Origin of the sequence: Sanguibacter keddieii DSM 10542 (genome assembly GCF_000024925.1) — a bacterium.
In the GTDB taxonomy this organism is placed as follows: domain Bacteria; phylum Actinomycetota; class Actinomycetes; order Actinomycetales; family Cellulomonadaceae; genus Sanguibacter; species Sanguibacter keddieii.
On the sequence record NC_013521.1, the window covers coordinates 3824013 to 3844434 of the forward strand.

Sequence of the window (20422 nt, forward strand, 5' to 3'; positions counted from 1 at the left end):
CGTCGGCGTCGTCGCTGGGCAGTGGTCGCGGTCCCTGCACGGCGTCGCTGACCTGGTGACCAGGCGGCCGCAGGTCGTCGTCGGCGGCGAGGTGCAGAGCACGATCCTACGGGCGCTGGCATCGGGCCCAGCGTCGACGTCCACCGGAGGTACCCGAGGCCCGCCCGCGCCGGGCACCTCAGACCGGCGGCAGCATCCACTTCTCGAAGGCGAGCGGCCCGTCGGCGTCGGTCCATGCGGCGTCGGTGTCGTAGAGCGCCGTGTACCCGGTGCGCAGGTACAGCGCGGCGGCCTCGGGCTGGCGCGACCCGGTCGTGAGGTAGATGCGGCCGTAACCGGCAGCGGCTGCGCGGTCCTCGAGCTCGGCGAGCACGATGCGGGCGAGGCCGCGGCGACGGTGGTCGGCGTGCGTCCAGATGCGCTTGAGCTCGGCCGTCGCGGCGACCGTGCGGCCGTCGGTGCCGCGCTGCGCGTCGGGGTACCGCGAGAGCGACGGGTCGCCGAGCTCGGGCTCGACTGACAGGCGGAACGCGCCGCCCGCGACGGGGACGCCGTCGTCGAGGACGAGGACGAAGTCGCCGTCGGGAGCCACGAACTCCTCAGGGGCGTAGTGCGCCATCTCCTCGCGCAGCACCTCCTCGCCGAGGAGCGACGCGTAGAGCCGCAGGTAGGTGCGCTCGAGGTCGTCGAGCAGCGGGCGGACCAGCGGGTCGGTCATGTGGACAGAACGGACCTCGAAGCCGTGCGGTCCTGCAGAGCCGTGCTGTCCTGCAGGGCCGTGCTGGGCGGCAGTGCTGGTCTGCTGCCCGTCGAGGTGGCCGGGGACGACGGCGCTGTCGGTGCTCATCGGACGCGACACTCCCCTGCGGTGACGGCGAAGGGCACGTCGTTGCCGTCGACGGGCTGCGGGCAGGTGCCGAAGTCGCTGAAGGCGCACGGCATGTCGTAGGCGCGGTTGAGGTCGAGCACGACCGTGCCCTCAGCCCGGCCTGCGGTGTCGACGGTCAGCGACCGCCACCCTGGCGTGTCCGGCGAGGTGTCGGTGAAGGAGAGGGTGCCGCTGCCGGGCGCGCTGCCGACGAGGCGCAGCGTGACGCTCTGGCCGTCGCGGACCAGGTCGACCTCGCCGTTGACCGTGACGTCGTGCGTGAAGCCGGGCTGGGCGGCACCGACGACCGCCGGGACCGGCTTGTCGTACCAGCGGACCGGGGCCTCGACGGACCACGAGGGGTCGAAGTCGAAGGTCGGGACACCCGTGAAGCCGGTGGCCATGGGCGCGCGGGGGTCACGGACCCGCAGGATCGGTCGACCGGAGCGGACGCCGGCCTCGACGGCCACGTCCCCCGGGACGATCGCGGCGATGGTCGACCCGACGGTCGCGACGTCGACGCTGTGCTCGCCGTCGAGCGGCTCGTCCGCTGCGGGGCGGTCGGCGCTCGTGTCGGCCGGGCGCAGGCCGTCGGCCGCGACGACGCGGACGTGGATGCGCGAGCCTTCGGCCCACCACAGGCCCGGGAGCTGGTCGTAGGCGGTCGGGACGTCGGTCAGCAGGTGCAGCGCGGTCAGGGTCAGCCAGCCGTGGTGCTCGGCCAGGCCTGCGTCGCGCTCGGCGCGCCATGCGACCCACTGGTCACGGGCGGTCGCGGTGGTTGCAGCGCTCGTGGCGCCGGTGGCGCTCACGGGCTCTGCTGCGGGGGTGCTGCTCGTCGTCATCCCACCATTCTCCTCGCCCGTGCTGCGCCGGGAGCCCGTCCAGAGTGTGGGACTGAGCACAGCGAGGCGCGTCGTGCCGCCGTCGCACGTCACCGCGGCGACCGGGTCCCACCAGGCGCGGACTTCACCCGCTGAGGCTGCGCCCGCAGACGTCATGGGACGCGGCGGAGCCGGTCATGACTCCTGCAGGGACCTGTGCCCGCCCGTGAGGGCTGTGATAGGGAGGGACAGGCGTCGAGACGACGAGAAGAGACGACGTGGACCAGGGACGTGGACAGACCGACCGGCAGCCCCCAGGCGGGGTGGCGGGTGGGTCCGGCGCGCCCGGGCGCAGCGCGAGAGGCCGGCTCCGGGGTGGTCTGGGACTGCCGGCGGGCCGCACCCTCGACCGTCTGAGCGACGAGGAGCTCGTCGCCCGTGCCCGTGCGCACGCCGCCTCAGACACCTCCGCCCTCGACCCCTTCGACGTGCTGTGGCGTCGGCACGCCGACGCCGGCCGCAGGGCGGCCGTGGGCATCACCCGTGCGAGCGACCCTGACGACCTGGTTCAGGAGGCCTACCTGCGGATCTACTCCGCGGTGAGCCGCGGCAAGGGGCCCGACGGGCCGTTCCGGCCGTACCTGTACCAGTCGATCCGGAACATCGCAGCCACCTGGGCGGCGCGACCCCGCGACGACAGCGTCGACCTGATGCCTGACCTCAGCGACGGCACCGACATCTCCGAGACGGTCCTCGAGGGCACCGTCACCGCGACGGCGTTCCGGTCGCTGCCCGCACGCTGGCAGGAGGTCCTCTGGTACTCCGAGGTCGAAGGCCTGGAGCCTGCCGATATCGCGCCGATGCTCGCCCTCAGCCCGAGCGCCGTGTCCGCCCTCGCGTACCGGGCGCGCGAAGGTCTGCGACGCGCCTGGCTGCAGGCCCACGTGAGCTCGACGTCCCTGCCCGCAGGGTGCCGGTGGTCCGCCGAGCGGATGGGCGACGCCCACCGCGGCGCGCTCAGCGGGACCGCCCGGGCACGCTTCGACGAGCACGTCGACGGGTGCGCCCGGTGCACGATCGTCCTCGGTGAGGTCGACGAGGTGTCCAAGCGCCTCGGGCTCGTGCTCGTGCCGCTGCTCGTCGGGATGCCGTGGGCTGCGTTCCAGACGATGACTGCCGCGGGTGCTGGTCCTGCCGTCGGGTCCGGCACTGCCGTGGGCGCGGGTGCTGCTGTGGGCTCTGACGCCGCTATGGACTCAGGCGCTGCTGCGGGCTCAGGCGCGGCCTCGTCGTCCGTCGGCTCGTCCCCCACGGCCGCCAGCCCCGTCCGTGCGCACGGCCGGAGCGCCGGCGCGACCTCTCGACGTGTCGGCTCCGGTGCCCTGGCCGTGATGGTGGTCGCCGGGCTGGCGACGGTCTCCGGTGCCGTGGTGCTCGCGTCGAACCTGGCCGGCGGGTCCGAGGTCGCTGCGGGGGCACCGCCGGCGCCCCCGAGCACGACGTCGTCTCCGGCGTCCCCACCGGTCGGCGCGGTGCCGTCCGAGGAGGGGACCGTCGAGGAACCGGTCGGCGACCCGGAGGACTCCCCGACGGTCGAGGTGCCACCGGTCGCCCCCACGAGACCCTGGCGCGAGATCCCTGATCCCCCGTCGACTCCCGAGCCGCAGGAGCCGGCGGCCGTCCCCGCGCTCCCGACCCTGCCGCCGCTCGCGCCCTACGAGCCCTACGAACCGGCCGCTCCGACGGATCCGACTGCTCCCTCCGAGCCGACGGACCCGACGGGCCCGTCGGAGCCGACCGACCCCACGACCGAGGTGCCCGACGTGACAGGGCCCGCTGTGCCGACGCTCACCGGCCCGCCCGCTGGTGTGCCGCTGACGACCTTCCCGACGGTCTCCGGGGTCGCGGACCCCGGGGTCACCGTCGTGCTCACCACGGGCGACGGTGCGTCGTTGACGACCGCGGTCGCCGACGACGCGGGGGCGTGGTCGACACCGGTGTGCCCGGACGTCACGGCAGCACCCGGCGCCTGCCTGGCAGACGTCGCGACGCTCGTGGTCCAGGCGCACGCCCTCGACGAGAGCACCGGCCTGTCCTCCGAGGTGTCGGACGCGCTGGAGTGGGACTTCGAGAGGCCGACGCTCTCCGTGCCCGCCGAGGCCGGGCCGGTGGTGGCCGGGGACGTCTCGGTCCTGCTGGAGGGAGCCGCCGGGCAGTACGTCCAGGTGAGCATCGACGGTGTTCCGACGGGCCGCTACCACCTCATGCCCCAGTCCACCCCGCTCGTGTGGAGCGGCGCCACCCCCGGCGCGCACGCGCTGAGCGTCAGGTACGTGACGGTGACCGGGACGGGCGACGCTGTGCGCGTCACGGGCTTCGGTCCGAACCGCACGTCGACCGTGGAGGTCGAGCCGCAGCCCGCCCCGCCGGGTGCGGTGCCACCCGAGGAGGAGCCGGCGGGAGACGCGGCGGCGCCGCGGCAGCCTGGGGACGGGAACGCAGGAGACGTCTCCGCGGACGACACCGCCCTGGTCGGCGAGGCGACAGTCGGCGAGACAGGGGTCGGGGAAGCAGAGGGCGGCGAGAAAGCAGCAGGCGAGGCGACTGGTGGTGCACCAGGAGCGGCTGGTCTCGCGCCGCCCGACGAGGCGACAGCTGACGGAGCGACGGCAGGAGCCGTAGCCCGGGAGGGCTTGGACGACATCCCGACGGGATCGTCGGCCGACCCGCAGAAGTCCGCGCCCGCACCTGAGGTCAGTCCTGGGTCCGAGGCAGCGCCTGCACCAACGCCATCGGAACCACATGGTGAGACGTTCGGGGAAACCCGCTGACAGGTCGGGCGCCCTTGCTATACCGGTCACTCAAGGTCACGAGAACCGACGCGAAGCCCCGGCTGGTCGGACAGCAACCCCCATGTCACGGCGGGGTGCTCCGGGAGATGACCTGGCCGGCCCCTCCGGGTCGGCAAGCCACGACGGACCACCGAAGGACAGCACATGACCATCCAGGACGAGCGCATCGCCGACCTCGACACGCACCTCTCCCCTGACGAGTTCAAGACCGTCTTCCGCCAGCACCCGGCCGGGGTCGCCGTCGTGACCCTGCGCGGGCCCCAGGGCCACGTGGGGTTCACCGCGACGTCGGTCATCTCCGTGTCTGCGGCGCCGCCGCTGCTCGCGTTCTCGATCGCCGGGACGTCGTCGTCGTGGGCGGCGCTCGCTGCCGCCGAGACCGTCGCGGTGAGCTTCTTGGCGCAGGACCAGGACGACGTCTCGGCGCGCTTCGCGACGAGCGGCATCGACCGCTTCGCCGGGGGCGGCTGGACCGAGCTGCCGAGCGGCGAGGCCGTGATCGACGGTGCGGTCACCTGGCTGCGCGGTCGTGTGCTGGAGCGCACCCCCGTCGGCGAGAGCTTCCTCGTGTCGATCCGCGCCATCGAGTCCAGCACCCGCCCGGACGCCACGCCGCTCGTGTTCCACGACCGCACGTACCACCGTATCGGCGACCACACGGCGATCTGAGAGCGTGGGAGAGTCGCTCGGGTCTCCCTGTGAAACCTCCTGCTCACGGCTCGCCCTCGGGTCTCATGGTCAGAAGCCGAGTCTCACGCTCAGGGCTCTCTTGGGTCCCACGCTCACGGCTCGCTCGGATCTCCTGCTCAGGCCCGAATGAGGTCTCCGGCTCGAGGCACCGGCCGGGCCGATCGAGCATCGGACGGACCGATCGAGCATCGGACGCGACGGCGGACCAGCCGACAGATCGTGTCAGAACGGTGGTTCGTCGGGGAACTGAGACTGGTCTCCGTCCTCAGACGCCGCGGCGCACGCCGACAGCTCGACCTCATGTCGACGAGCCATCGCTCGTGCGGCGTGGTCGATGTAGGTGCGACCCGAGGGCGCGGTCCAGTGCACGACGTCGCCGGTGAAGGCAGCCTCGTCGTGCGCTGGAGCGCGATGTCGTGAGCCTGGGCGTGATGTGGGCCCGTCGGGTGCGTTGGTCGACTGCCTCGAGGGCGGATCTGTCGACGACCTCCCGGGTGGTCCGTGGTCGTCGACCGGCGGTCCGGTGCTGACGGTCCAGGCAGTGGTGTGCTTGAGGCGGTGGTGGTTGCGGCACAGGTGGATGAGGTTGTGGTGGTCGGTGGTTCCGCCGTGGGCCCAGTCCTTGACGTGGTCGATGTCGCAGCGTTGGGCTCTGCGTGAGCATCCGGGGAACCGGCAGGTCTCGTCGCGGATGCGCAGCCAGGACTTGAGGTCTGCGGGGACTGCGTAGCGGTCTCGTCCGACGGAGAGGACTGTCCCGGTCTCGGGGTGGGTCAAGATCCGCAGGAAGCTCGGTGCCTGGGCTGCGAGGCGTCGGGCGGTGTGTGCGTCGATGGGTCCGTGGCCTGCGAGATCGCCGGGCTCCTCGGAGTGGCCGAGGAGCGTCATGACGGGGATGGTGACGGCGACCTGGGGCTTGATGCCACCGAGGGAGATGCGGTCGGCGACACCCGCGATCGACCGGCTGGGCTCGCCCGTGGTCTCGTTCGTGTCGGCGCCAGCCTGCGGTGCGTGTCGGTCGAGGCTGCTGTGCGCGGCCGCACCGGTGGTTCCGCTCGTGCCCGAGACCGTGGCCGCGCCGGTGGTTCCGTTCGTACGCGTGCCGGCGCCCGTGCTCGTGACAGCGGCGGTGGCGGTCGCCAGGGCCTGGCGGGCGTCGTCGTCGAGGAGCAGGTCGACGCTGGCGTCGGCGCGCAGCTGGGCCAGGGTGCGGGGCTCGTCGGGGCCTGGCGACCGCCGTCGCGATGTCGGTGAGGCGGTTGAAGATGGCTGTGGCCTGGACTGCGGGCAGGTACTGGTGCAGCCATGCCATGCCGTCCTGGCAGGGTTGGAGCTCTACGTGGCGCTCGACGGCTGCGACCTGGTGACGCTCGACCAACGGGCGGGAGTCACGGCGCTCCCGCTCGCGGCGCGCGACCCGTTTGAGGACTGCGACGGTGGTGGTGCGCGCCCTGTCGGACAGCAGCAGGTCCAGCTCTCGGCGGGAGGTCTCGTCCAGGCCCACCGTGGCACCCAGGACGGCCTCGGCATGCCGGTACGACACCTGCCCCTGGCTCAGTGCGGCCATGGTGGCGGGGTGCTCGTGGACCAAGGCCTGGGACTCCGCGACCAGCGCCGACGCCGACCCCTCGGGCAGTTGCAGCGCGCAGGCGACCTCGGAGACCAACCACCGCTCAGCCAGCCGGTGGTCGGTCAGGGACGCCGCCTCCTCACCCCGGCCACGTGCCACGGCGTCGGTGGCAGCCACCGACCAGCGGCGCAGGTCGTCCACGCGCCGGGCGCACCGCGCCTGGGCAGCAGCAACCTCGGCGAACCCTGCCACGACCGCGTCGACCAGCTCGCCCTGACGGTGGTTCATCTGCGCGACCGTCATCGGCTCCAGCACCTCAGGCCACCCACCCTCAGGTGACGGTGACGGCGACGGTGGCTCCACGACGGATGCCGGCGACGGCGGTGGCAGGACGCCCGACGGCACGACATCCGACGGCACGACGCCCGACGGCACAGCATCCGACGGCACGACGCCCGACGGCACTGCGGGGGAGAGCGCAGAAGGGGAAGAAGGGGAGGCGGCACCGGCGGACGACCGCACAGCAGGGCCAACGCCGTGCGCTTCGTCAGGTTTCCGCCGTTCGGTCGACATGTGGCAATTCTACGGATCACCACTGACACTCACGCTGAGCTACGCGCGGCCTGCCCGTCCCACCATCGGACGGCCGAGCCGACCAGGCCGACGAGGCCGAGGAGGCCGGCTCTGCCGCATCGGCTCACTCCGATTCACCAGGCACCAGGCACCAGGCACCAGGCCACTGCATCCTCGTCCGGGCCGACCGCGCTCATCGCTGCAGGAGCCGCCTGCGGACCCAGACGTCGAGAAGGATCAGCACCCCGGCGAGGTTCGCGACCGACCCGATGATCGCCAGGTAGGGCCGCCCGACCATGAACAGCGCGACACCCACGACGAGCAGGGCCACCGCGACCCCCGTGAGCAGGCGAGTCCGGTCGGCAGCGACAGTCTCAGGCTGGTTCGTCATCCTCAGAGGCTAGCAACGGGACATCTCGCCCCGACAGGATGAGATCCGGCGCTACGCCTCTCCCGGTGCCTGCGGAAGGGCGTGCGGAGGGCTGTGCAGAGCGGCGGGCCCCTGACCGCCTCCGACGCTGCACGCCCCTCCGCGTCCGGAACCTCGCCCTATCCGCTGCACCCGCCCCCCTCACCGCGTCAGCGGCAGCCCTGCCGCAGCCCAGCCGGGCGCGCCGCCGTCGACCTGGCGGACATCGGTGTAGCCGCGGGCGATGAGCTCGGCCGCCACCGGGCCGGAACCGCGCTCGGAGCCGCACACCACGACGATCGGGGTGTCGAGCGAGACCGGGAGGCGCGGGCCGTCACCTGCCGCGGCACCGGCTGCGGCGAGCACGCTCGGGCTGGCGGTCGGGTCGAGCTCCGGCCCCAGGTCGGCACGGTCGGTGATCCGGGCGCCGTCGATCGAGCCGGTGGTCGCGCGCCCGGCTGCGCTGCGGACGTCGAGCAGCAGCCCACCTGAGGCCAGGTGGCCGGCGGCGTCCTGGGGGCTCACGAGCGGTGCCAGGGAGCGCGCCGCGGCGAGCGCCTCCTCGTCGGAGGGCGCAGGTGCCGCGGGGACAGGCGTCTGGGCGAGAGACGGCTGAGCAGGCTCAGCCTGGTCAGCCGCGGTCTGCGCAGCGTCTGCCGGGTCGGTGGTCGTGCTGGACGAGCTCGTCGTGCTGGTCATGATGAGTCCTCTCGGTGGTGATGACTGGCTGAGATGGGTCGCGGAGAGTCAGGCTCCCTGCACAGACGCGCGGTCGCGCCGCTCCCCGTCGCGAGCGGGGACACCCCGTCGCGACCGGCGACAGCCTCGACGCGACCAGGGATCGCCTCGAGCAGCGCCTGCGTGTACTCGTGCTGGGGGTCAGCGAAGATCTGCTCGGTCGTGCCGCTCTCGACGAGCCTGCCCCGCGACATCACGCCGACGCGGTCGGAGATCTGCCGCACGACCGCGAGGTCGTGCGAGATGAACAGGTAGCTGAGCCCGAGGTCGTGCTGCAGGTCGACGAGCAGCTGGAGGATCTGTGCCTGGACGGAGACGTCGAGGGCCGACACCGGCTCGTCGAGGACGACCACCTGCGGGTGCAGGGCGAGCGCCCGGGCGATCGCGACGCGCTGGCGCTGTCCGCCCGAGAGCTCGGCGGGGTGCCGGTGGAGCGCCGACGTCGGCAGCGCCACCTGGTCGAGCAGCTCCGCGGCGCGCCGCGCGCGCGACGCCCGGTCGCCGACGCGAAACGCCTCGAGCGGCTCGGTGAGCACCTGCGCGATGGTGAACCGCGGGTCGAGCGACGCGTAGGGGTTCTGGTAGACGAGCTGCAGGTGCTCGCGGAGACGACGCAGGCGTCGGCCGCGCACCCGGGTGATGTCCTGGCCGTCGACGTGCACGGAGCCGGAGGTCGGGTCGGCGAGGCGCAGCACGAGACGCGCGGTGGTGGACTTCCCCGACCCGGACTCGCCGACGATCGCGAAGGTCTCGCCGCGCGGGACCGAGAAGGACACGCCGTCGACCGCCCGCAGGGTCTTCTTGCCGCCACCGTGCTGCGGCACGGAGAACTCCTTGACGAGGTCGCGCACCTCGACGACCGGCTCGAGCGAGACGGCGGAGGCACCCGGGCCGCTCGCCCCGTCGGTCGGCGAGGCAGCCGAGACCGGCCCAGCCAGCGGGGTCGACGCCGCTGCAGGAGCCGACGCTGCCGACCCCACCAGCGCCCGCGGCCGCAGCCTGCTCGGCGAGAGCGACGGCGCCGCGGCGACGAGCGCCTTCGTGTACGGGTCCTGCGGGTCTTCGAGGATCTGCCGGGCGCTGCCCTCCTCGACCACCCTCCCCTTGTTCATGACGACGACGCGCTGGGCCCGCTCGGCGGCGACGCCGAGGTCGTGGGTGACGAGCAGCACGGCGGTGCCGAGCTCGGCGGTCAGGGACCCGAGGTGGTCGAGGACCGCGCGCTGCACGGTGACGTCGAGGGCAGAGGTGGGCTCGTCGGCGATGACCAGCTCGGGCCGGCAGGCGAGCGCGATGCCGATGAGCACCCGTTGGCGCATGCCGCCGGACAGCTGGTGCGGGTACTGGCGGGCGACCGCCTCGGGGTCGCGCAGCCCGGCCTGCTCGAGGATCTCGACGACCCGCTCCCCCGTGGCCCGGCGGGCGAGCCCGGAGTGGACGACGAGCACGTCCGCCACCTGGTCGCCGATGCGCCGGACCGGGTTGAGGGAGACGGTCGGGTCCTGCGGCACGAGGCCGAGGCGGGCACCGCGGACCTGCTCGAGCTCCTTGTCGCCCCACGCGCTGATGTCGGTCCCGCCGAGCACGATGCGCCCGGCGGTCCGCACGCCGCCGCGCGGCAGCAGCCCGATGATCGCCTGCGCGGTGGTGGTCTTGCCCGAGCCGGACTCGCCGACGACGGCCACGACCTCGCCGGCGTCGACGTGCAGGTCGACGCCGCGGACCGCCGGGACGGTGCCGCGACGCGTGCGGTACGCGACCTCGAGGCCCTCGACGACGAGGAGCGGCCCGGAGCGCGCCGGCTGGTCACGGGTCTTGCCGGTCTGGGTCGCAGCCGACCGGGTGGTCACGGGTGACCTGGTCGCGCCGGACCGCCCGTCGGTCACCGGCGACCCGGTCGCGGTGTCCTGGGTCGAGCCGCTGGGGCTCTTCGTGCTGCTCATCGCAGGTCGCTCCATTCTCCGTCGAGGGCCCGGCTGACCCGGTTGGCCGAGAGCACCACGGCCACGACGACGAGCCCGGGCAGCGTGGTGAGCCACCACGAGGTGGCGAGGTAGTTGCGCCCCTCGGACACGAGGGACCCCCACTCGGGGGCGGGCGGGGCCGCACCGAAGCCGAGGAAGCTCAGTGCGGACACCGCGAGGATCGCGGAGCCGAACTCCAGGGCCGACAGCACGAGCACGGGGCCCGAGGAGTTGGGCAGCACGTGGCGGCGCAGGATCGTCAGGCGTCCGACGCCCGAGGCCGCTGCGGCCTCGACGAACACGGACTCGCGGACCCGCAGCACCTCGGCGCGCATGACGCGCGCGAACGAGGCGATGGCCGCAACCCCGACGGCGATGGCGACGTTGGTGGTGCCGAAGCCGAGCACGGTGACCACGGCGAGCGAGAGCAGCAGGCCGGGGACGGCGAGCAGCACGTCGACCACGCGCATGAGCACGTCGTCGACGACCCCGCCGACGAACCCGGCCACCAGACCGATGCCCGACCCGGCCACGAGCGCGATGGCCACGGCGATCGAGGTGGCCTTCAGGGACAGCGCAGAGCCGTGCACGACGCGGGAGAACAGGTCGCGCCCGAGGTAGTCGGTCCCGAACCAGTACTGGGCGCTCGGCCCCTGCAGCTTGTCGGCCGGGACGCCCTCCGTCGGGCTGTAGGGCGCGAAGGCCGCGGGCCAGAAGGCCCAGGCGAGCGCGAGCGCGATGGCGAGGACTGCGAGCACGAGGCCCGGGCGGCGCACGAGCCACAGGGCGCGACGGCGCAGGCGCTCGGTGCGCGAGGGCACGGCCCACGCGTCGGTGTCGTGGAGCTCTCCGGCGGCCTCGGCGAGCGCGTGGTCGAGCCCGTCGGAGGACGAGACCCCGTCGGCTGGGCCGGTCGAAGCACCGCGGACGGTGATCGTCAGGTCTGACATGGTGCGTCCTCTCAGGCAGCCGCGCGGGTGCGCTGGCTGATGCGGGGGTCGAGGGCGGGGTAGACGAGGTCGACCGCGAGGTTGACCACGACGAAGATGACGGCCGAGAGGACCACGAGGCCCTGCACGACGGGGATGTCCTGGAAGGTCACGGCCTGCTGCGTGAGGCGGCCGATCCCGTTGCGCGAGAACACGGTCTCGACCACGACCGACCCCGCGAGCAGGTTGCCGACGGTGATGCCGACGAGGGTGAGCGTCGGGATCGCCGCGTTGCGCAGCACGTCGCGCAGGTGGATGTGCAGCCGCGGTGTCCCCTTGGCGCGGGCGGTCTCGACGAAGGGCTGGTCCCAGGTGGCCGAGAGGCTCTTGGCGAGGACCTGTGCGATCACCGCCGAGGTCGGGATCGCGAGGGTGAGGCTGGGGAGCACGAGGGTCTGCCAGCCGACGTTGCCCATGGCCGGCAGCAGCGCCCACTGGAACGAGACGACCTGGAGCAGCACGAGCCCGACCCAGAACGTGGGGACGGAGACACCGAGCGGCGGCAGCGCGAGGAGCGCCTGGCGGAGCCAGCGGGCCTGCGTCCAGGTCGCGAGCAGCGCGAGCGACCCCCCGATCACCACGGCGAGGACGAGACCGATCGAGGCGAGCTTGAGCGTCTCGGGCAGGGCGTCGAGGATCGAGCCGGTGACCGGCTGGCCGGTCTGGATCGACGACCCGAAGTCACCGCGCACTGCCGCCCACAGCCGCGTGAGGTACTGCTCCCACACGGGCTTGTCGAAGCCGTAGCGGGCGGTGAGCTCGGCGACCTTCTCGGGGTCGACCTGCGTCCCCTCGCCGCCGGCGTCGAGCATGATCGCGACGGGGTTGCTCGGCAGCATGTACAGGATCGCGAAGGTCGCGGTGAACGCGGCCCAGAGCACGAAGACGGCCTGGAGCGCACGGCGCAGCAGATAGGCACGCACGAGGGGGACTCCTCTCGGACGCACCGCGCACCGCTCCACGTCCGGACGGCACCCGCCAGGCCGGCGACGAGGCCGGGCGGGGTGCGTGAGGGACGCCGAGGTACGGGGTGCGTGCACGACCGGCGCTGCGCGCGGTCGGGTGGTCGGGGCACTTGCCGTCGGGGGTCCTGACGGCCTGGTCGATACCCGGGAGCACCCCGCTGCCATCTGGGGGTTGCTGCCTCGCCTGCCGGGCCATGGGCGAGGTCTCGTGACCTGGGCGACACCCTAGGCACGCCCCACCGGGCCGGTCAAGGCGGTGTCCACGCTGCGAGGAGACGGGGCCGGCGACGCTGTGTGAACCCCTGTGAACAGATCCCCGTCCCGTAGGCCTGTGCCCTGGCGCAGCCCGTCAGCCCGCGGCGCCGGCGAACAGCGGCCGGGTCCGGAGCCTGCGGCCGACCTCGACGGCGACGTCGAGCAGGGCGTGCGTGACCGGGTGCCCCTGGGCGCCGTCGCGGTACGCGAGGGCCACCTGGCGGCGCGGCACATCGCACGGGACGGCGACCACGCCGTCGGGAAGCACCTGGGCGGAGAGCTCGGGGACGACGGCCACGCCGAGGCCCGCCCCGACGAGCTGGATGGCCGCGAGGTACCCGATGCCCTCGTGCTGGACGTCCGGGGTGAAGCCAGCCGTCCGGCATGCGGACAGGATCGAGCGGGTGCACGGCAGGGTCGGCGCACCGATGATCCACCGGTCGCGACCCAGCACGCCGAGCCCGCCGTGCAGCACGACGCCCCCGAGGGCCTCGGGCACGATCGCCACGAACTGCTCGTCGAAGAGGCGGCGCGTCCGGACTCCCGGGACGACCGCGTCGCCGTCGTCCGGGTACCGCAGGACGAGGGCGGCGTCGATCTCGCGACGGATCACGGCGGGCATCGCGCGGCTCGCGTCGGTCTCCGCGAGCCGGACGGTGACACCGGGGTGGCGCTCGCGGACCGCGACGGCCAGCCGGCTGCCCACGGGCGCGAGGATGCTGGGGTACGCGGCCACCGTGACCTCGCCGGCGACCTCGTCCTGGAGCGCCGCGACGGCCCCGCGGGCCCGTTCGAGGGCGGCCAGCACCTCGGCGGCGTGCTCGACGAGGAGGTCGCCCGCGGAGGTGAGGCGGACGCGTCGGCCGTCGCGGACGAGCAGGTCGACGCCAGCCTCGTCCTCGAGCGTCTTGAGCTGCTGGGAGACGGCGGAGGCGGTCACGCCGTTGACCTCGGCCACGGCGGAGAGGGTGCCGAGCATCGAGAGGTCCTGGAGCAGCGACAGGCGCTTCACGTCATACATAAGAAGATCTTACGCTGACGTGAAGTCTGGATAGATGGACTTCTTCTCAGGATCCGGGCTACGGTCCCACCAGGTGACCCGGACGCGGTCGCCGTCAGACCACCGACGCCACCCGAGGAGGTGCACCGTGCGACGCAGAGCCATCCTGACCGAGAACGGACCGCGCTCCCTCGAGCCGTCCCGGCGGAGCGCCCTGCGCCCCGCCGCGCACCGCCCCACCCAGCCCGCGGGCTGTCCGGCCGTGCGCCCCGGCAGCTGTTGCTGTCGACCCTGACCGCACGCCGCCGAGCGTCGGCAGGCGTCTGACGAGCCCTGAGCACCGTGCGAGCACCTCGTGACCGAGACCAGCGCCCGCACACCGCCAGGCCCCGTCGACGACGAGCGCACGCAGTGCTTCGCAGCGTCTCGCAGCGCCACCCCGCCGAGCGCCGGACCCTGACCCGGCCCGTCTGCGCCCCGCGGGCTGCCGCACCCCACACCCTCCCGGCCTCGACCGGCACCTCGAGCGCGCCCTGACGGCGTGCCGAGCAGGTGCCGGGGCCGCCGCACACCCTCGAACCGGAGCCACCGTGCCATCGACCACCTCGCCCCAGCAGGCAGCGTCACCTCGTCCTGCAGCACCCGCTCGTCGGACCACCTCACCCCACCGGGCAGCCTTCGCCGCCGCCACGGTCTCCGCGCTGCTGCTCGCCGGCTGCGCCTCCTCCGGCAACGCCGCCCCAGGTACCGACGGTGCTGCCGCGACCGGCGAGCCGCAGTCCGGCGGCACGCTGCGCTTCGGGCTCGGGTACGACCCCACCTGCCTCGACCCGCAGCAGGCGGGCGGCAACGACTCCCTCAACGTCGGCCGCCAGCTCGTCGACTCCCTCACCGACCAGGACCCCGAGACCGGCGAGATCGTGCCGTGGATCGCGACGTCGTGGGAGGTGTCCCCGGACGCCACCACCTTCACCTTCACGCTGCGCGACGACGCGACCTTCGCCGACGGCACCCCCGTCGACGCGGCCGCCGTCCAGGCCAACCTCGACGGCATCGCCGAGCTCGGCGCGCAGTCGACGCTGGGGTCCAGCTACCTCGACGGCTACGTGCAGACCGTGGTCGTCGACCCGCAGACGGCGCGCGTCGAGTTCTCCCAGCCGAGCGCGCAGTTCCTCCAGGCGACGTCGACCATGACGCTCGGCCTGTTCTCGGTCGCGAGCACCACGCTGTCCGTCGAAGACCGCTGCGCCGGGGAGTTCGTCGGCTCCGGGCCGTTCACGCTCACCGACTGGCAGCCTGCCCGCTCCGCGTCGCTCGAGCGCCGCGAGGGCTACGCCTGGCCGTCGAGCATCGCCGGGCACGAGGGCGAGGCCTACCTCGACGGCATCGAGTACTCCGTGGTCTCCGAGCCGAGCGTGCGCACCGGCTCGCTCCAGTCGGGCCAGCTCGACGCGTTCATGAACGTGCTGCCCACGGACGAGGAGCCGCTGAAGGCCAGCGGTCAGACCGTGTCCGCCCGGACCAACCCCGGCATCTCGTTCTCCCTGGTGCCCAACACCGACCGACCCGTCGGCGGCGACGAGGAGGTCCGGCTCGCGATCAGCGCGGCCATCAACCGGCAGGAGGTCGTCGACACCGTCCTCACCCCGAGCTACAAGCCCGCGACCAGCCCGCTGAGCAGCTCGAACCCCGGCTACACCGACCTCGGCGACCTGCTCGCCTTCGACCTCGACGCCGCCACGGAGCGCCTCGACGCCGAGGGCTGGGAGCCCGGCGACGACGGGATCCGCACCAAGGACGGCCAGCGTCTCCAGGCCGACGTCGTCTACCTCACCAACTTCGCCGCGAGCGAGCAGATCCTCCAGCTCGTCCAGCAGCAGCTGGTCAAGGCCGGCATCGACCTCCAGCTGCGCCAGGTGACCATGGCCGAGTACCCCGAGGTGCAGAAGGTCGGCGACTACGACTTCAGCTGGAACTCCCTCACCCGCGCCGACGGCGACGTGCTCCGCACCATCTACGGCTCGAGCGGCCGCAACGTGGCCCGCCTCGCCGAGGACGACCCCGTCAACACCCCGCTCGACGCCCAGGCCGCCGAGGGAGACGACGCCGCACGCCTCGCCCTCCTCGCCGACGCCCAGACGCAGCTGCTCGAGCGCGGGCTGTCCATCCCGGTCATGGAGTTCACCACCGTCATCGCGACGGCCCCGACGGTCCACGACCTGAAGTTCGAGGCGTCGTCGCGGCTGTCCTTCTACGACACCTGGATCGAGGCACCGTGAGCAGCAGCAGCACCAGCACCGTCAGCACGAGGACACCTATCCGCACCACGACGACGACCACCACGTCGACGTCCGCGAGCCCGCGCACCGCGCAGGTCGTCTCGCTCCTCGGGGACCTCATCCGCAACGCCTGCGTCAACGACGGGACCCCGGACTCCGGTCAGGAGGTCCGCAACGCCCGCACGCTGGTGCAGTTCCTCGCGGGCAGCGGGGCCGAGGTCGAGCTGGTCGAGCCGCACCCGGGGCGGGTCAGCGCGATCTTCACGGTCCGTGGCACCGACCCGGACGCACCGCCGCTCAGCCTGATCGGCCACACCGACGTCGTCCCCGTGGACGAGGAGAACTGGAGCTTCGCGCCCTTCGCCGGAGAGGTCGTCGACGGGGTGGTCCGCGGGCGCGGGGCCCTCGACATGCTCAACCTCACCGCAGCCATGGCCGTGGTGACCCGCGAGGTCGCGACCTCCGGCACGCCGCTGGCTGGCGACCTCGTGTTCGCGGCGGTCGCCGACGAGGAGGCCGGCAGCCGGTTCGGCATGGACTGGATCACCACCCACCGCCCGGGCCTCGTGCCGACCGAGAACGCGCTCACCGAGAGCGGCGGGCTGCACGTCGGCTCGCACGTCACGGTCACCGTCGGCGAGAAGGGCGGGGCACCGCGACGGCTCGTGGCGCACGGGCGGGGCGGCCACGGCTCGCTGCCGTGGGGCGCCGCGAACGCCGCGCTCCTCGCCGCCGACGCCGCGCTGCGCGTCGCAGGCCACCGCACGCGCCCCGTGCTCGACGCCCGGTGGCGGGCCTTCGTCGCCGCGTCGCCCCTGAGCGAGGCAGCCCGGGCGGCGCTGCTCGACCCGGAACGCCTCGACGACGCGCTGCCCGAGCTCGGCACGAGCGCGCGGTTCGGCCACGCGGTCAGCCACCTCACGCTGTCCCCCAACGTCCTGCGGTCGGGGAGCAAGGGGAACGTCATCCCCGGGCGCGGCCAGGTCGACGTCGACATCCGGCTGCTCCCCGGGCAGACCGGGGACGACGCCGACGCGGCCGTCGCCGCGGCCCTCGGCGACCTCGCCGCACCCGCCGGCCCCGTCGAGGTGCTCGCCGGCCCGGCCCGCGACGCCTCGGTGTCCCCCGACCACGGGCGCCTCTACGACGCGCTCGTCGGCGCCGTCACCGCACGCTTCCCCTCGTCCGAGGTGCTGCCGCTGCTCACCTCCGGCGGCACCGACGCACGCTTCGTCCGCGAGCGCGGCGGGGTCGCGTACGGCTTCGCGCTGTTCAGCGACGCCTGGGACGTGGGCAGGTTCCGGTCGTTGTTCCACGGCGACGACGAGCAGGTGGACGTGGAGAGCCTGCGGTTGACGGTCGACGCGCTGTCGGAGGTCGTCACGGGGTTCTTGGCTCCCGTCGGTGCCACGACCGAGGCCGGACGATGAGCGCGCCGATGCCCGGCGACCAGCAGCCCTGGCAGTGGGAGGAGCCCGTGTGGCGCGGGCTCGTCGAGCAGGTGCGGGCCGGTCGGCGTCTGGTCCCCGGGACGTGGCCGGGCGGGGCGAAGGTCGCCGTCGCCATCTCCTTCGACGCCGACCACGAGACGCCGGTGCTGCGCGAGGGCCAGACGACGCCGGGCGGTCTCGCCGCGGGCGAGTACGGTGCCCGTGTCGCGGTGCCGCGCATCCTGCGGCTGCTGGAGCGGCACGGCGTCCCGGCGTCGTTCTTCGTGCCGGCGGTCTCCGGGCTGCTGCACCCGGGCGAGGTCCGCGACTACGCGGCGGCCGGGCACGAGGTGGGTGTCCACGGGTGGATCCACGAGCGCAACACCCTGCTGGGCGAGGCCGACGAGCGTGACCTCACGCTGCGCAGCCTCGACGTCCTCGAACGGTTGTCGGGCACCCGCCCGGTGGGCATCCGGACGCCGTCGTGGGACTTCTCGGAGAGCACGCTGCGGATCGTCCAGGAGGCGGGCTTCCGGTACGACAGCTCCCTCATGGCCGACGACGACCCCTACGAGCTGCTGGCCGACGGCGTGCCGACGGGGGTGGTCGAGGTGCCGGTCGAGTGGATCCGGGACGACGCGCCGTACTTCGTCATGGCGCGCTACGCGGGTCTGCGCCCGCACACGGCGCCGTCAGCGGTGCTGGGCATCTGGCGGGACGAGTTCCGCGGGGCCCTCGCCGAGGGCGGGGTGTTCCAGCTGACCATGCACCCCGGGATCATCGGGCACCGCTCGCGCCTGTGGGTGCTCGACGAGCTGCTCGCCGAGATCACCGCGTCCGGGCCCGTGTGGTTCGCGACGCACGCACAGGTCGCCGACCACGTGAGGGAGACATCATGAGCACGAGCAGAGGGAACATCGCGAGCAGCGACATCAGCACGAGCACGACCGGCACTGCGGGGCACGCCCTCGTGACCGGGGCGGGCTCCGGCATCGGCGCGGCGATCGTCGCGGACCTCGCGGCGCACGGGTGGGAGGTCACCGGGGTCGACGTCCGGCAGGACGCGCTCGACGCGGTCCTCGCCGAGGTCCGCGAGCGCACCGGTGCCACCACGCACGCCCTGGTGGGCGACCTCGGTGACGAGTCCTTCGCGCGGGACGCGGTCGCGGTGGCCTGGGAGCGTCGTCCGCTCGACGCGCTGGTCAACGCGGCGGGGGTGTACCCGGCGATCCCGTTCCTGGAGATCACGCCGGCGCAGTGGGACCGGGTGCAGCACGTCAACGTGCGTGCGGTGCTGCTCGCCACGCAGGAGCTGGGCCGGCGGGCCGTGGCCGCCGGTCGCACCCCGGCGGTCGTCAACATCACCTCGGGCGCGGCGCGCGCCGCTCGGCCGGGGACGGCGCACTACTCGACGTCCAAGGCGGCGCTCACGCTCCTCACCCAGGCGAGCGCCGTGGAGCTGGGCCCCGCGGGCATCCGCGTCAACGCGGTGGCGCCCGGGTTCGTCGACGTCGACTCCCCGGTGAACCCGGTGACGCCGGAGTACGCGACCGCGGTGCGCCGCAACGTGCTCCCCGGCCGCGCCGAGCCGGGCGACATCGCCTCGGCGGTGCGGTTCCTGCTCGGCCCGGACGCCCGGTGGGTGTCCGGCACGACGCTGTCGGTCGACGGTGGCGCGTCGGGCGGCACCACAGCCCTCCCCCAGCACTGGCCGACGACGACGAGCACCCAGCAGCCCGCGACGTCTGCAGCAGCAGCGGCGTCGGGCGCACCGGCAGCAGCGCCGGCCCCAGCACCGACCGTTCCCCACCTCTCGGAGGTCTCCGCATGAGCACCACGACAGCCCCGACCACACCCGTCGTGGCAGGGTCTCCCGTACCCGCCCTGGACCCGGGCCGGCCCGAGCGGGCCGCGTACACGGTGGTCGGCGCGGGGGCGATCGGCGGCACGCTCGCCCACGCCCTCGCCGGTGCCGGCCACGAGGTCACCGTGATCGACACGGACGCGGCGCACGTCGCGGCGATCCGCGAGCACGGGCTGACGATCCGTCGGCCGGACGGCCGCGACGACGTCGTGCGGGTCGCGGGTGCATACCTGCCGGACGAGGCTCCCGAGAGGACCGTCGACCGCGCGGTCCTGGCGACCAAGTCGCAGCACACGGCGACGGCAGCCGCGTGGCTCGCACCGCGGCTCGCGGCCGACGGGCTCGTGCTCTCGGCCCAGAACGGGCACAACGAGCAGACCATCGCCGAGGAGGTCGGGGCGCACCGCGTCCTCGGGGCCTTCGTCAACATCTTCACCGACTACCTCGGCCCCGGGGTCGTCAGCGACGGCGGCGTGGGCGCCGTGGCCGTCGGCCTGCCCGACGGTGGTGCGCCCGACGCGCGCGTCCTCGCGGTCGCCGAGGACCTCCGCGCCTACGGCGACGTGGTCGCGACGGCGAACCTCGCGGGGTACCGCTGGGGCAAGCAGGGCTTCGGCTCGATCCTCGGCCTCACCACCCTCGTCGACGCGCCCATCGCGGACGTCGTCGACCGGTACCGCGACCTCGCGGCGGCGGTCGCCCGGGAGAGCACCGAGGTGGCGATCCGGTCGGGCGTCGTGCTCGAGCGCTTCGACGCGTACGAGCCCTACGCCTTCTCCGACGCGGCGCCCGACCTCGCCCGCGAGCGCGCGCTGACCCGCCTCGTGCGCTGGCTGCGGACGCAGCCGAAGGACCGCAGCGGGGTGTTCCGCGACATCGCGGTGCGTCGTCGCCCGCGGGAGACCGGCGGCGACCGCAGCGCCTACCCCGAGCAGGCTGCGGCCGTCGGCGTCGACCTGGTGGTGGGTCCGCTCGTCGCGCGGGCCCTCGACGAGGTCGCCGCCGGCACCCGCGAGTTCGGGTGGCACACCGTCGACGAGATCCGCGCGGAGCTCGCCGCACGCTCCTGAGCTGCACGACCTGAGACCTGCCCCGGGACGCCCGACCTGGCACGCCCTGCCTGACGCACCTGACCACCACCCTCCGTCCCGC

Annotated in this window: 16 protein-coding genes, 1 pseudogene and 2 riboswitches; of the genes and pseudogenes, 7 read left to right on the forward strand and 10 right to left on the reverse strand. The window is 73.7% G+C overall.

Annotated features, from left to right (window positions below):
- Positions 1-178 precede the first annotated feature (178 nt).
- On the reverse strand, positions 179-847 hold the full coding sequence (locus SKED_RS16810; protein ID WP_012868382.1) for a GNAT family N-acetyltransferase: 669 nt from the start codon (positions 845-847) through the stop codon (positions 179-181).
- The gene (locus SKED_RS16815; RefSeq protein WP_012868383.1) at positions 844-1713 is read right to left on the reverse strand and encodes a DUF1684 domain-containing protein; all 870 of its coding nucleotides are present in this window, start codon (positions 1711-1713) and stop codon (positions 844-846) included. The genes SKED_RS16810 and SKED_RS16815 overlap by 4 nt, the downstream gene beginning before the upstream one ends.
- 257 nt (positions 1714-1970) lie before the next feature.
- Between SKED_RS16815 and SKED_RS19230 the strand changes: the two genes are divergently transcribed.
- On the forward strand, positions 1971-4523 hold the full coding sequence (locus SKED_RS19230) for a sigma-70 family RNA polymerase sigma factor (protein ID WP_012868384.1): 2553 nt from the start codon (positions 1971-1973) through the stop codon (positions 4521-4523).
- 34 nt (positions 4524-4557) lie between these two features.
- A riboswitch (SAM riboswitch) is annotated at positions 4558-4669 on the forward strand.
- 19 nt (positions 4670-4688) lie between these two features.
- Positions 4689-5213: a flavin reductase family protein gene (locus SKED_RS16825; protein WP_012868385.1), complete on the forward strand. Its 525-nt coding sequence runs from the start codon at positions 4689-4691 to the stop codon at positions 5211-5213.
- Positions 5214-5456: 243 nt separating this feature from the next.
- Here the strand turns inward: SKED_RS16825 and SKED_RS20940 are convergent, their stop codons facing one another.
- The 8 genes and pseudogenes from SKED_RS20940 to SKED_RS16865 form a co-directional block, all read right to left on the reverse strand.
- On the reverse strand, positions 5457-6122 hold the full coding sequence (locus SKED_RS20940) for an HNH endonuclease (protein WP_052293910.1): 666 nt from the start codon (positions 6120-6122) through the stop codon (positions 5457-5459).
- A gap of 328 nt (positions 6123-6450) precedes the next feature.
- Positions 6451-7377 (reverse strand): annotated as a pseudogene (locus tag SKED_RS20975) (DUF222 domain-containing protein); the annotation flags it as partial.
- A 193-nt stretch (positions 7378-7570) separates the two neighbouring features.
- The gene (locus SKED_RS16840; protein WP_012868386.1) at positions 7571-7768 is read right to left on the reverse strand and encodes a hypothetical protein; all 198 of its coding nucleotides are present in this window, start codon (positions 7766-7768) and stop codon (positions 7571-7573) included.
- A gap of 180 nt (positions 7769-7948) precedes the next feature.
- Entirely contained in the window at positions 7949-8485 is a 537-nt protein-coding gene (locus tag SKED_RS16845; RefSeq protein WP_012868387.1) for a rhodanese-like domain-containing protein, read from the reverse strand.
- Positions 8482-10467 (reverse strand): dipeptide ABC transporter ATP-binding protein, encoded by a 1986-nt coding sequence (locus tag SKED_RS16850; RefSeq protein WP_012868388.1) that lies wholly within the window; start codon positions 10465-10467, stop codon positions 8482-8484. The genes SKED_RS16845 and SKED_RS16850 overlap by 4 nt, the downstream gene beginning before the upstream one ends.
- On the reverse strand, positions 10464-11438 hold the full coding sequence (locus tag SKED_RS16855; protein ID WP_012868389.1) for an ABC transporter permease: 975 nt from the start codon (positions 11436-11438) through the stop codon (positions 10464-10466). Before SKED_RS16855 ends, SKED_RS16850 begins: the two co-directional genes overlap by 4 nt.
- An 11-nt stretch (positions 11439-11449) precedes the next feature.
- Positions 11450-12400, reverse strand: a complete 951-nt coding sequence (locus SKED_RS16860; protein ID WP_012868390.1) for an ABC transporter permease — start codon at positions 12398-12400, stop codon at positions 11450-11452.
- A gap of 143 nt (positions 12401-12543) precedes the next feature.
- A riboswitch (SAM riboswitch) is annotated at positions 12544-12656 on the reverse strand.
- A 135-nt stretch (positions 12657-12791) separates the two neighbouring features.
- Positions 12792-13718, reverse strand: a complete 927-nt coding sequence (locus tag SKED_RS16865; RefSeq protein ID WP_012868391.1) for a LysR family transcriptional regulator — start codon at positions 13716-13718, stop codon at positions 12792-12794.
- A gap of 569 nt (positions 13719-14287) precedes the next feature.
- Between SKED_RS16865 and SKED_RS16870 the strand changes: the two genes are divergently transcribed.
- The 5 genes from SKED_RS16870 to SKED_RS16890 are packed head-to-tail and all read left to right on the forward strand — an operon-like array spanning position 14288 to position 20340.
- A complete protein-coding gene (locus SKED_RS16870; RefSeq protein WP_012868392.1) occupies positions 14288-15976 on the forward strand; it encodes an ABC transporter substrate-binding protein in 1689 nt (562 codons plus the stop codon).
- Positions 15973-17406, forward strand: a complete 1434-nt coding sequence (locus SKED_RS16875; protein ID WP_012868393.1) for a M20/M25/M40 family metallo-hydrolase — start codon at positions 15973-15975, stop codon at positions 17404-17406. The genes SKED_RS16870 and SKED_RS16875 overlap by 4 nt, the downstream gene beginning before the upstream one ends.
- Positions 17403-18305, forward strand: a complete 903-nt coding sequence (locus SKED_RS16880; RefSeq protein WP_217167906.1) for a polysaccharide deacetylase family protein — start codon at positions 17403-17405, stop codon at positions 18303-18305. The genes SKED_RS16875 and SKED_RS16880 overlap by 4 nt, the downstream gene beginning before the upstream one ends.
- Positions 18302-19237 carry an SDR family NAD(P)-dependent oxidoreductase gene (locus SKED_RS16885; RefSeq protein WP_012868395.1) on the forward strand — a complete coding sequence of 312 codons (936 nt, stop codon included), beginning with the start codon at positions 18302-18304 and terminating at the stop codon, positions 19235-19237. The genes SKED_RS16880 and SKED_RS16885 overlap by 4 nt, the downstream gene beginning before the upstream one ends.
- Entirely contained in the window at positions 19234-20340 is a 1107-nt protein-coding gene (locus tag SKED_RS16890; protein ID WP_012868396.1) for a ketopantoate reductase family protein, read from the forward strand. The genes SKED_RS16885 and SKED_RS16890 overlap by 4 nt, the downstream gene beginning before the upstream one ends.
- Positions 20341-20422: the final 82 nt, after the last annotated feature.